Below are 12,319 nucleotides of genomic sequence, written 5' to 3'. Positions count from 1 at the left end.
AATGGTGATCTATCGCCAGTAGAGTATGAGCAAAGTTCCTTAAGAAAAGTGTCCTGATTTAGTTGTGCAGAACAACCTAAGCAATTAAGATTAGAAATTACAGAAAATTTATTAATCACTGATATAGAGTTAGTCAAACAAAGAATGCTTGAGCTTTCAAGATCAGGCTTCAGTTTTTCAATCGATGATTTTGGAACGGGCTATAGTAGTTTACGTTACTTAAAAGAACTACCTATAAAGGAGTTAAAAATTGATAAATATTTTATAAGCGAAATCACCTCCGCCAAATCGAAAATACCTATAGTTGATGCTGTGATTGAAATGTCCAAAGCTCTAAACTTAATAACAGTAGCAGAAGGCGTCGAAACAAAAGCACAGTGCGATTATTTATTCGAAAGAAATTGCTCATTAATACAAGGTTATTATTTTAACAAACCTTTATCTATCAGTGATTGGTCTAAGTTAGTTATAGGTAAAAAATAATACAGTATGGACTTTCCATAGTTTGCTGAATTTTTTAGTTAATACAATTTGCCTTTTAAGGCTGTTTTTAAGATACTAACTAAGTGCTAACGAGTTACGTAAAATCGTAGCACAAACCATAGCACGACAAAGCAACATCTTGTTTTATAAAGATTTAATTAAAAGCCTTATAACTATCGCAGTTAATGCATTTGCTGTTTATTAATAAAGCCATGATTAAACTCTCTATTATAAAACAGCATGCTTAAACGGATTGCGGGTGTCTTGGTTTTCATCCAAGTTGCGCATAAGTATCGCGTGCTCTAAATCAATGTTGTCAGGCAGTGGAATTTTTACGATATGGCCTGAGCCTTTAGCATCAGTAATGCTTTCGCCTTTTTTATTTTCCATACTTTCTAGGGGAAAACTAATATTGCCTTTCGGCGTCATTAGCTCTAATGAATGACCAACACAAAACTTATTTTTTACATCTATTTCAACCAAACCATTAGCATTACGCCCTAATACCTCACCCACAAATTGCTGCTTGGTAGATACAGAGTGACCGTATTCGTAATTTTGATAATCTTGATGGGCGTGGCGTTTTAAAAAACCTTCGGTATAACCGCGGTGTGCAAGGTTCTCAAGAGTTTTAAATAAATCAGCATCGAATGGTTTACCTGCAACCGCATCGTCAATCGCTTTACGATACACCTGAGCGGTACGCGCAACATAATAAAATGACTTAGTACGCCCTTCTATTTTTAGGCTATGCACCCCCATTTTTGTTAGCTGCTCTACGTATTGCACGGCGCGTAAGTCTTTTGAATTCATGATGTAAGTGCCGTGCTCGTCTTCAAACGCAGGCATGTACTCACCTGGACGGCCTTGCTCTTCTAGCATAAATACATCGTTGCTTGGTGCGCCGTCACCTAAAGTGGGTATAACCGCTTTAGGGTCAATTTTATGTACCATTTCGCCGGTTTCGTTCTCAACCCCGGGTTTAACATCATATTCCCATCGACATGCATTGGTGCACGTGCCTTGGTTAGGATCGCGTTTATTAATATAGCCTGAGAGTAAACAACGCCCCGAATAGGCCATACACAGTGCGCCATGAACAAATACTTCTAGTTCTGTTTCTGGGCACAGAGCACGAATTTCGCTGATTTCTTCAAGTGATAACTCACGAGATAAAATTACCCGCTCAATACCCTGCTTTGCCCAAAACTGTACGCTTGCGTAGTTCACTGCGTTTGCTTGGACCGACAAATGAATTGGCATATCAGGCCATTTTTCACGCACTAACATAATTAACCCAGGATCTGACATGATCAGCGCATCGGGTTTCATGGCAATAACAGGTTCTATATCACGTAAATACGATTTTACTTTCGCATTGTGCGGGGCAATATTAGACACTACATAAAACTTTTTATTTAGCGCATGTGCTTCGTTAATACCTATTTGTAAAGTATCCAAATCAAATTCATTATTGCGAACCCTTAAACTGTAACGAGGTTGGCCGGCATAAACAGCGTCGGCACCATAGGCAAAGGCATAACGCATGTTTTTTAAGCTGCCTGCGGGGCAAAGTAGTTCAGGAATAAACGGGATTGAAGAATTAACAGCTGACATGTGCGCTCCATACATCGAACCGAGTTCAAGTCGGTTGCATGAATAGTTAAGGGAAATAAAGCGCGCAAGTATAATGAGGGGGCAAAAGAGAAACCTTGATCAAGATCATCAAAATTTCTCTTCTGCACTAATAAATGAAGAGCAGTAAATTTAAGTTATTTTTTACTGCTTAATTGGTTCGAAAATTGACTAACGGCATCAACAACTTGTTGCGCGCCTTTTTTAATATCACTCATTACATCACCAGATTCTTTGGAGAGATCTAGGCCTTGTTGCGCTTTATTTTTACCTTGCTCAATTACAGCAACCGTTGATTGAGTTAAATTTTGGTTTTGTTGTACAACATCCACTATTTCTTCGGTAGCTTTACTGGTTCTTGAGGCAAGTAAACGCACTTCATCAGCCACCACCGCAAATCCACGGCCTTGCTCGCCGGCACGCGCGGCCTCAATAGCCGCGTTAAGTGCCAATAAATTAGTTTGATCAGCAATACTGCTAATGCTCTGCACTATGCTCGCGATGAGTTGCGATTGTTTATCTAATGCTGAAATTTCTTTACCTGCTTGCTCCATTTGCACCGACAGTTCGTTCATAACCTGAACTGTTTTTTGTACCACTTCAGCACCTTTATCCGCGTATTATCAGTTTCGATAGAAGTGCCATGCGCAATACTCGCAGCTTGCTCTGTAGCCAGTTCTCTTTCTACTTGGTCAGTGATCACTGTGGCAAATTTAACTACTTTATAGAGCTCATTTGCTTCATTAAAAATCGGATTATATGAAGCCTCTAACCAAACTACATGGCCGTGTTTATCAATACGTTTGAACCTACTCGCAATAAACTCACCATTACGCAAACGTTGCCAGAAGGCCTGATACTCTTTACTACTCGCTTCTTGTTCGTCACAAAACATACCATGATGCTTGCCCACCACGTCTTGTCTTGAATAACTCATACTTTTTAAAAAGTTGTCATTAACACGTAACACCATACCTTGAGTATCAAACTCAATAACCGCTGTTGAACGATGCAATGCTTTGATTAAATCTTCGTTTTCTCTTGAACTCTCAATTATTTGTGTAAGCACAGTGCAATGCAGGGTTAAATACTCAAGCTGACCTTGCTCGTTTTTTATAGGATGTAAAATGCAGCGTAACCAATCTCGTTGTCCGTTTGGGTGGGATACTTGGATAGCGCCGGCAAAATGTTCTGCTTTACTTAGCGCTTTTTTAAAGACATGAAAATCCGCGTTATTTCTAGCATTTTCAGGTATGAAGTCTAAAATGTTTTTATTAATTATTTTGTTATTTGAGTAGTTAAACTCTCGCTCAAAATTTTTATTTTGTCTTAAAATAGCACCTTGCTTATCAAGCTCTAACACCAGCATTTCACTGTCTAAGCTTTGCTTAACCTGCTCCCTTACAGAGAGCTTACTTTGTAAATCAGCGATTTGATTTTTTAAAGATTGGTTAAAAAACATATTGTTACCTTAGTGTTTAAATGTATCGGCATGCATATTGAGTCTATAAAAAGTGTACTATGAATAAAAAGTCTCACCACTTAAACAAAAGTATAGCTCATGTTTATAAACACATAGTAAACGTAAAAACATTGTTTTTAGTTCATAAATCGGGGTTAGCAAATTAAAAAAAGCAAGCAAGGTAGAATAAATTAGGTTTTTTTGACTAAAACGCGTATAATTCGCGCCCGTTAATATTCAACCTTTTATTTAAATTATTGGAGCACAAAGATGGCTTTAGAGCGTACTTTTTCAATCGTAAAACCTGATGCAGTTGCTAAAAACCACATCGGCGCAATCTACAACCGTTTCGAAACTGCAGGTCTTAAAATCGTTGCAGCTAAAATGGTTCACCTTTCACAAGAGAAAGCTGAAGGTTTCTACGCTGAGCACAGCGAGCGTCCTTTCTTTGGTGCTTTAGTATCTTTCATGACTTCTGGCCCAGTAATGGTTACCGTTCTTGAAGGCGAAAACGCTGTTCTTAAAAACCGTGAAATCATGGGTGCTACTAACCCTGCTGAAGCACTAGCGGGTACTTTACGTGCAGACTACGCTGATAGCATCGACGAAAATGCGGTTCACGGTTCTGACGCTGTTGAATCTGCTGCTCGCGAAATCGCGTACTTCTTCGCTGACGAAGAACTTTGCCCACGTACTCGTTAATTCGAGTTCACAGCTAACCCTGTGATGCAAAGTATGAAAAGGGCTTTCGAGCCCTTTTTTAGTCATTACGTAAAGTATTAACCGTTTATTTATGATGTTTTACTTAATGATTATAGTGGATGAATTGTGTACAATTCGCCCTTGTAAATTTTTACCATCACCGCCACCGATTGAGGTTGTTACATGACCGAGCAAAAAAAGATTAACTTATTAGATTTAAACCGAGATGCAATGCGAGAGTTATTTGTATCATTCGGTGAAAAGCCATTTCGTGGCGATCAGGTGATGAAATGGATTTATCATTTTGGCGTAGATAATTTCGACGAAATGAGCAACGTAAACAAAAAGCTAAAAGAAAAGCTTAAAAATGAGTGTGAAATCGTTGCACCTGAAATTTCAGTTCGCCAGCAAGCCAGCGACGGTACAATTAAATATGCACTCGTACTTGAGGGCGGCCAAGAAGTTGAAGCTGTTTGGATCCCAGAAAAAGATCGCGCCACATTATGTGTATCGTCTCAAGTGGGCTGTGCCCTGGAATGTACTTTTTGCTCAACGGCACAACAAGGCTTTAACCGTAACTTAAAAGTATCTGAAATTATCGGCCAAGTATGGCGTGTAGCCAAAGACATTGGCCTTGATGGAAACAGTGAAAAACGCCCTGTCACTAACGTCGTTATGATGGGAATGGGCGAGCCGCTACTGAATGTTAAAAACGTCGTACCAGCGATGGAGCTGATGATGGACGACTGGGGCTTTGGTTTATCTAAGCGCCGCGTTACATTAAGTACCTCGGGTGTAGTACCTGCCCTTGATTTATTGAAAGAAAAAATCGACGTAGCACTGGCTATTTCACTTCACGCTCCTGATAACGCACTGCGTGATATTTTAGTACCGATCAATAAAAAGTACCCAATTGAAGAATTTTTAGCGGCCTGTCGTCGTTATATTGATGGCTCAAAAGCCAATAAAGATGTCACCATTGAATACGTTATGCTTAATGGCGTTAACGACAGTACCGACCAAGCACATGAACTGGTTAAAACGCTAAAAGGTACGCCATCTAAGGTAAACCTTATTCCGTTTAACCCGTTCCCAGGTAATGAGTATACGCGTTCAAGCAACAGCCGAATTGACCGTTTTTCAAAGGTATTACAAGCTGCGGGGATTACCTGTATTGTTCGTCGTACACGAGGGGACGACATTGACGCTGCCTGTGGTCAGTTAGCTGGCGATGTGGTTGATAGAACAAAACGTATGGCTAAAAAGAAAATGCGTGATGACAATGCAATTGCAGTAAATATTCACCAAGCCTAACTAAGTAACCCTATGCCTTTGTGATAAATTGTTTATTTTTAAATAAATGATGCAACACAAAGGCTTTGAGGTAAGATAGAGGCTATGGAAATAAATAAAGAGACAAGGTAATGCGATCTTTACTTGCTTTAGCACTATCAACACTACTTTTAAGCGGTTGTGTGACTGAAAATAGTTACAACGGCAGTGACAAACCCGTCGTCGAAAATAAAATAAACAACGCAGGCGCAGCACGTACCCGCATTGCTTTGGCATTACAATATTTAAACACCGGTAATAATTCCCAAGCAAAATACAACCTTGAGCGTGCGAGCGAATATGCACCAAATCTTCCCGAAGTTCATTATTCTTTAGCCTATTACTACCAACAAGTTGGCGAAAATGCATTAGCCGACAAAGCCTATCAAAAAGCGTTGGCGATTAAGCCTGACGATCCGAACACCCTAAATAACTACGGTACGTTTTTATGTAGTATTGATGAGTATGATCGCGCGACCGATCAATTTTTAAAAGCGATTGAAATTCCTAGCTATATTCGTGTAGCACAAAGCTATGAAAATTTAGCCTTATGCGCCATTGAATTTAATGACTTTACCAATGCAGAAAGCTACTTTCAACAAGCGCTAAACCACAGCTCGCAACGCGCCTCTACATTAATAAGCTTAGCGGCTTTGTATTACGCCAAAAGTGACTTATATAAAGCCAGTACTTTAATAAAACGTTATGACGATACTGCACAGGTTTCTTCGCGAGCATTGTTACTCAGCTACTTGGTTAAACAACGCATGGGTAGAATAGAAGATGCTGAAAAAATTGCAGCTACCATTTTGCAAACGTACCCAAATAGTGTTCAAGCTAACGCCATTCGTGACAACCAATTAAGGCAAACAGAGTTTGAAGTACTGCGAGAAAAGTACCGTCAAGCACAACTTGATGAATTGCAAGAAAGCAGTAATAACAATCAAATTATTGTGGAGCCAAAAATAAAAATTATTCGTAAAAAAAGCCCAACATCTGCTGTAAACTCTGATGGTTCAGTAAAGTAAGCTGCATAAAATACAACAGAGACACAAATACCTTTTTAAATTAGTATAAATAAGAGTAAAAACGAGTGTATCGATTGATATCGCTCGTTTTGCTGTAAACCAATTTAGCATTTCAGTGTGATTCAATGCTAAACTGCTATATGTTAGGTGCATTAAAGGGCTTTAAAAATAAAAACAGCAAAAATTTTAAAAGGGCGATACTAACGTTTTTATAAAACCGCAGCTGATGATACCCTTTAAAAGCGTGCATTCTAGTAGCAAGAATAAACGAACACTAAAAAATAAAAACAAAGTCTTACTCTGGTTATTAAGCCAAAACATTAACTTTTACTCGTGGATCCAGACTCATACATATTATGAATGAAGATAATACACAACCGCAGAGCGACGAACCCTCTGTAGGACAAATACTAAAATCGCATAGAGAAAATGCAAATATCAGCATTGCTGAAATCGCCTCGCTATTAAAGCTAACAGAATCACAAGTTGAGCATATTGAAAGCGACGAGTATCATTTACTCGGTGCAAAAACGTTCGTTAAAGGCTATATAAAAAACTACTGCCGCACACTAAACATTGATAGCACAGCTATTTTAGCGATGCTGCCGGCTTTTAGCACATCAGATAAACCGGTCGATATGCAAAGCTTTTCAAGGCGCACAGAAAAAGAAGCCCATGACAGCCGACTTATGACCGTAAGTTACTTAATTTTAGCTATCGTTATTGGTTCTTCTGCAGTGTGGTGGTGGCAAAATGCAATGCCTATTGATGAACAAACTAAAACTATTAATGCTAATAACTCGCTCATAACTCAACAACAAGAAAACACCAAGCTGTTAGCTGAAGCCGCCGACGAGGCACTATTAAATGACATTGAATCTACAGAAGAAGTAGATTCTGCATTACAAAATGAACAACAAACAATTCAAGCTGCGCCAGTTAATAATGCACAGAGCACCAGTGAGCCAAAAAACAGTGATTTAAGCACCATTTTTATGATGTTTAACGATGAGAGCTGGGTAGAAATTCACGATGCCAATGATGAAAAAATTGCTTTTGGTGTAAAAAAAGCAGGCTACGAAATGACCCTAACCGGAGTAGCGCCTTTTTCAGTGGTATTAGGCAAGCATGATGTTGTTCGTATTACCCTAAATGGTGAGCCAGTTGATATTTCGGCCTTTCCTAAAAACCGTTTAGCTAAATTTAAATTACCCTTAGCAGAGTAGTCGCTATGTTTTCAGAATCTCCTATAAAACGCAGAAAATCCACACGCATAAATGTGGGTAATGTTCCTATTGGTGATGGTGCACCTATTGCCGTGCAGTCGATGACCAACACAGATACGATGGACGTTGATGCCACTGTAGCCCAAATTCAAGCTATTCAAGATGCCGGTGCAGATATTGTTCGCGTGTCAGTACCGACCATGGATGCCGCTGAGGCATTTAAAAGTATTAAAGAGCAAGTGTCGATACCCCTTGTCGCCGATATCCACTTTGACTATCGCATTGCATTAAAAGTAGCAAAATACGGTGTTGATTGTTTGCGTATCAACCCAGGCAACATTGGTAGTGAAGAGCGTATCAGAGCGGTAGTTGATTCAGCGCGTGAGCATAATATTCCTATTCGAATAGGGGTAAATGGCGGTTCACTTGAGCGCGATCTACAAGAAAAATACGGCGAACCCACTCCAGAAGCCCTATTAGAATCGGCTATGCGCCACGTAGATATATTACGCCGCTTAGACTTTGATCAATTTAAAATTTCAGTAAAAGCATCAGACGTATTTTTAGCGGTAGGCGCGTATCGCTTGCTCGCTAAAGAAATCGACCAACCACTGCATTTAGGAATAACTGAAGCTGGCGGCATGCGCTCTGGCTCTGTTAAATCGGCCGTTGGTTTAGGGATGTTATTAGCAGAAGGCATTGGTGATACGCTGCGCGTATCTCTCGCTGCAGACCCAGTACAAGAAATAAAAGTTGGCTTTGATATATTAAAATCACTGCGTATTCGCTCGCGCGGGATTAACTTTATTGCTTGCCCAAGCTGTTCACGCCAAGAGTTTGATGTGGTGAGCACCATGAACCAACTTGAAGAACGTTTAGAAGACATTATTGAACCGGTTTCAGTGTCTGTAATTGGCTGTGTTGTTAACGGCCCAGGCGAAGCGCTAGTCAGTGATATTGGCCTTGCCGGTGCAAACCGTCGCTCAGGCTTATACATAAATGGCGAACGCCAAAAAGCCCGTATTGATAACAATAATATTGTTGATCAGCTCGAAGGATATGTGCGCGATTTTATCGAGCAAAAGCAGCAACAAACACCAATCGATATAAAAATCGTAGAGTGATTTAAACGCCAGCAATATGCATTCAATTGACTTTTTTAGTAGCGGCATTCACAGCGCAGTACAAATTACATACACACCGCTATACTCGCAATTACCTTGTAGTTAGGGTTATAATGCGCGGTCGATTTTTTTAGTTTTACGTGGTTGCAGTCTAAGACTGCACATAAACAGATTTAGGATTTATCAGTGGCAAAACAAATTCAGGCAGTTCGCGGTATGAACGATTGCCTGCCAGGCGATACGCAAGTTTGGCAGAAAGTAGAGCACATTTTACGCGAGACCGTATCATCGTTTGGTTATCAAGAAATTCGTTTTCCAATTGTAGAATCAACCGACCTATTTAAACGCTCTATTGGTGAAGTAACCGATATTGTAGAAAAAGAAATGTACACCTTTGCCGATCGTAACGGTGATAATTTAACTCTGCGCCCTGAGGGTACCGCGGTGTGTGTACGTGCAGGTAACGAAAATGGCCTGTTATACAATCAAGAACAACGCCTTTGGTACATGGGCCCTATGTTTCGCCATGAACGCCCACAAAAAGGTCGTTACCGTCAATTTCACCAATTTGGTTTAGAAACCTTTGGTATTGCCAGCGCCGATATAGACGCTGAAGTTATATTACTCACGGCGCAACTTTGGGAAGCATTTGGCATAAGCGATCATGTACGCTTAGAGCTTAACTCATTAGGCTCAAATGAAGCTCGCGCGCAGTACCGTGATGCCTTAATTGCCTTCTTAGAACAACATATCGATGTACTAGATGAAGACTCTAAGCGTCGTATGTACTCTAACCCGCTGCGCGTTTTGGATACTAAAAACCCAGATATACAGGCAATATTAGTGGATGCGCCAAAATTATCTGAACATTTAGATACTGAATCAAAAGAACATTTTGAAAATTTATGTGAACGATTAGATGCCGCAGGCGTCAAATACACGGTTAATGAAAAGCTAGTTCGTGGCTTAGATTATTACAACCGTACTGTATTTGAATGGGTAACCGATAGCTTAGGTGCACAGGGTACAGTATGTGCCGGTGGTCGTTATGATGGCTTAGTTGAGCAATTAGGCGGTAAATCAACCCCAGCAGTTGGTTTTGCGATGGGATTAGAGCGCCTAGTTTTATTGCTTCAAGCACTTGAATGTGTAGGTGACATACGCCGTAGTGCTGATGTATATTTAGCAGCCATGGGCGACAAAGCCAGCATTCAAGCGCCTATTATTGCATCTACGTTACGTCGTGACGTACCTGGATTACGCGTTATGGTGCATGCTGGCGGTGGTAACTTTAAAAAACAATTAAAACGTGCTGATAAAAGCGATGCATTAGTCGCGGTTATTATCGGTGAAGATGAATTAGAGCAAGGCGTTGTGACCATAAAGTATTTACGTGAGCGTAAAGAACAAGTCACATTAGAACTAGAACAAGCTAAAGCGCTACTTGCAGAACTAATTAATAGCTAAAATTACATAAAGCGCAGCGAGTAAAGCGCTTTAATAGAGGTAAGCATGGAAATTTATTCAACTGAAGAACAACAAGCAGAAGCGATTAAACGCTTTTTTCGTGAAAACGGCCTATCACTTGCTTTAGGTGTAATTGTTGGCTTAGGTGGTTTGTACGGTTGGAAGGCCTACAACCAAAACCAAATAACAACAGCAGAGCAAGCATCTGATGCCTACACTAAGCTTGTTGAAAGTGATGACGTATTAGCCTCTGCTGATACCTTCATCAGTGAAAATAAAGACACTCAGTACGCAACTTTAGCGGCATTTGTTGCTGCAAAAGAAGCGGTAGATGCACAAAAATTAGATGTAGCGAATAAAAAGCTAAGCTGGATTGTATCAAATGTCGATAACGCGCAGCTAAAAGCCATTGCCACTACGCGTTTAGCGCGTGTGCAAATTGCTCAACAACAATACGATGATGCATTAACCACTTTAAATTCACCATTGCCAGAGGCATTTAATGCAAATGTTGCTGAGTTAAAAGGCGATATTTACACTCAGCAAGGCAATAAAGAACAAGCACGCGTAGCCTACCAAGCTGCGGTTGATGCCGGTGGATTAACCAGCAATCCTCTATTACAAATTAAGTTAGATGACCTAGCAGTAACTAGCCCAGCGGCATAAGGTTTTAGGCATGAGAAAAATAACAACAGCAACGCTCGCCCTTTGTATGGCAACACTTATGGGCTGTTCATCAAGTGATGATGAAGAAGAACTGGTACTTCCTGAAATAGCCAATCAGTTTGAAACAGAAGTTGTTTGGCAAGAATCAATAGGTAGCGGTGTAGAGCATTACTTCTCACGCCTATCACCAGCTGTTTATAAAGATACTGTCTATGTAGCGAGTCGCGAAGGCCAAGTAGAAGCGTTATCACTTGCCAATGGTGATACGCTTTGGGAAACCGATGTTCGTCATGATTTATCGTTTTGGCCTTGGAGCGATAACGATAGTGCAAAATTATCAGGCGGAATATTACAAGCTTATGGTAAAATCTATTTAGGTTCAGAACATGGCTATGTCATTGCCCTTGATCGTGAGACAGGTAAAGAGGTATGGCGTAAAAAAGTGCCAGGCGAATCACTGTCTAAACCTGCTGCAGGCGATGGTTTAGTGTTTGTTAATTTAGCATCAGGTAAGTTACTGGCCCTGCATCCTGATACGGGTGAAGAGCGCTGGAGCTTTGAGCAAGAAGTGCCAGCACTTACCTTACGCGGTCAAAGTTCACCAACCGTCGCTAATGGTGGTGTGTTGGTTGGCCTTGAAACAGGTAAGCTCAGTGTTTTAATTTCTGAGAGCGGCTACTCAGCGTGGAGCGCAGAAATTGCAGTAGCAAAAGGCGCATCAGAGTTTGAGCGTTTAGTTGATGTTGATACACAACCACTTATTAGTGGCCCGTTTGCTTATGCGATTGCATACAATGGTAACTTATCAGCAGTTGATATTCGTTCTGGTAATGTTGTATGGAAACGTGAATACAGCAGCTACCGTGAAATTAGCATGGATTTGCAAACAATTTACGTTGTTGATAGTAACGGTGTTGTTTATGCACTTGATAAAGATTCAGGCATTGAACGTTGGAGCCAACCCGCTCTTCGTGGCTGGTACTTAACAGGCCCAGCGGTTGCCGGTAATTATTTAGCGTTAGGTGACCAAGAAGGCAATTTGCATTGGTTAAATAAAGACACTGGCGAGCTAGTATCTCGTGAAGACTTTGACAGCTCAGGTTTTTTTGTTGAGCCTGTTGTTGCTGACGATAAGTTGATTTTATACACCCGTGATGGTGAAGTTAGCGCGGTAAAAATACCGAACTAACTGTC

Annotated in this window: 8 protein-coding genes and 3 pseudogenes; 9 read left to right on the top strand and 2 right to left on the bottom strand. The window is 40.5% G+C overall.

The genetic code is table 11. The annotated features are described in order from the left end of the window. Positions 1-84: 84 nt before the first annotated feature. Positions 85-483: pseudogene (locus tag A9479_RS10230) on the top strand (EAL domain-containing protein); the annotation flags it as partial. Between the two features lie 228 nt (positions 484-711). On the opposite strand, the gene yegQ reads toward A9479_RS10230, so the two are convergent. Together yegQ and A9479_RS10220 are read right to left on the bottom strand one after the other, a co-directional pair. Next, positions 712-2,100: a tRNA 5-hydroxyuridine modification protein YegQ gene (gene yegQ / locus A9479_RS10225; protein WP_064663356.1), complete on the bottom strand. Its 1,389-nt coding sequence runs from the start codon at positions 2,098-2,100 to the stop codon at positions 712-714. A 155-nt stretch (positions 2,101-2,255) separates the two neighbouring features. Beyond that, positions 2,256-3,580 (bottom strand): annotated as a pseudogene (locus A9479_RS10220) (methyl-accepting chemotaxis protein). A gap of 270 nt (positions 3,581-3,850) precedes the next feature. Between A9479_RS10220 and ndk the strand changes: the two are divergent. The 8 genes and pseudogenes from ndk (at position 3,851) to bamB (ending at position 12,314) form a co-directional block, all read left to right on the top strand. Next, on the top strand, positions 3,851-4,282 hold the full coding sequence (gene ndk, locus A9479_RS10215; protein WP_008111339.1) for a nucleoside-diphosphate kinase: 432 nt from the start codon (positions 3,851-3,853) through the stop codon (positions 4,280-4,282). A gap of 183 nt (positions 4,283-4,465) precedes the next feature. Continuing rightward, positions 4,466-5,596, top strand: a complete 1,131-nt coding sequence (locus tag A9479_RS10210; RefSeq protein WP_010389431.1) for a bifunctional tRNA (adenosine(37)-C2)-methyltransferase TrmG/ribosomal RNA large subunit methyltransferase RlmN — start codon at positions 4,466-4,468, stop codon at positions 5,594-5,596. Positions 5,597-5,706: 110 nt separating this feature from the next. Further along, positions 5,707-6,606, top strand: a pseudogene (pilW, locus tag A9479_RS10205) (type IV pilus biogenesis/stability protein PilW); the annotation flags it as partial. A gap of 392 nt (positions 6,607-6,998) precedes the next feature. Beyond that, on the top strand, positions 6,999-7,868 hold the full coding sequence (locus A9479_RS10200) for a RodZ domain-containing protein (protein ID WP_013462931.1): 870 nt from the start codon (positions 6,999-7,001) through the stop codon (positions 7,866-7,868). A gap of 5 nt (positions 7,869-7,873) precedes the next feature. Continuing rightward, a complete protein-coding gene (gene ispG / locus A9479_RS10195; protein ID WP_013462930.1) occupies positions 7,874-8,992 on the top strand; it encodes a flavodoxin-dependent (E)-4-hydroxy-3-methylbut-2-enyl-diphosphate synthase in 1,119 nt (372 codons plus the stop codon). A 186-nt stretch (positions 8,993-9,178) separates the two neighbouring features. Further along, positions 9,179-10,459: a histidine--tRNA ligase gene (gene hisS / locus A9479_RS10190; RefSeq protein WP_064663354.1), complete on the top strand. Its 1,281-nt coding sequence runs from the start codon at positions 9,179-9,181 to the stop codon at positions 10,457-10,459. A 45-nt stretch (positions 10,460-10,504) separates the two neighbouring features. Then, the gene (locus tag A9479_RS10185) at positions 10,505-11,125 is read left to right on the top strand and encodes a tetratricopeptide repeat protein (RefSeq protein WP_064663353.1); all 621 of its coding nucleotides are present in this window, start codon (positions 10,505-10,507) and stop codon (positions 11,123-11,125) included. A gap of 10 nt (positions 11,126-11,135) precedes the next feature. Then, on the top strand, positions 11,136-12,314 hold the full coding sequence (gene bamB, locus A9479_RS10180; RefSeq protein WP_064663352.1) for an outer membrane protein assembly factor BamB: 1,179 nt from the start codon (positions 11,136-11,138) through the stop codon (positions 12,312-12,314). Positions 12,315-12,319 lie beyond the last annotated feature (5 nt).

It is taken from the genome of Pseudoalteromonas sp. MQS005 (genome assembly GCF_001661605.1).
GTDB classification, from domain to species: Bacteria; Pseudomonadota; Gammaproteobacteria; order Enterobacterales; family Alteromonadaceae; genus Pseudoalteromonas; species Pseudoalteromonas tetraodonis.
Note: the sequence above shows the minus strand (reverse complement) of the source record. Positions and strands in the feature narration are given on the sequence as shown.

Excerpts from the sequence above, each read along its gene's own strand:
- A9479_RS10185 (WP_064663353.1), top strand. The coding sequence starts at position 10,505 with ATGGAAATTTATTCAACTGAAGAACAACAAGCAGAAGCGATTAAACGC.
- yegQ (WP_064663356.1), bottom strand. The coding sequence starts at position 2,100 with ATGTCAGCTGTTAATTCTTCAATCCCGTTTATTCCTGAACTACTTTGC.
- bamB (WP_064663352.1), top strand. The coding sequence starts at position 11,136 with ATGAGAAAAATAACAACAGCAACGCTCGCCCTTTGTATGGCAACACTT.
- ispG (WP_013462930.1), top strand. The coding sequence starts at position 7,874 with ATGTTTTCAGAATCTCCTATAAAACGCAGAAAATCCACACGCATAAAT.
- A9479_RS10200 (WP_013462931.1), top strand. The coding sequence starts at position 6,999 with ATGAATGAAGATAATACACAACCGCAGAGCGACGAACCCTCTGTAGGA.
- ndk (WP_008111339.1), top strand. The coding sequence starts at position 3,851 with ATGGCTTTAGAGCGTACTTTTTCAATCGTAAAACCTGATGCAGTTGCT.
- A9479_RS10210 (WP_010389431.1), top strand. The coding sequence starts at position 4,466 with ATGACCGAGCAAAAAAAGATTAACTTATTAGATTTAAACCGAGATGCA.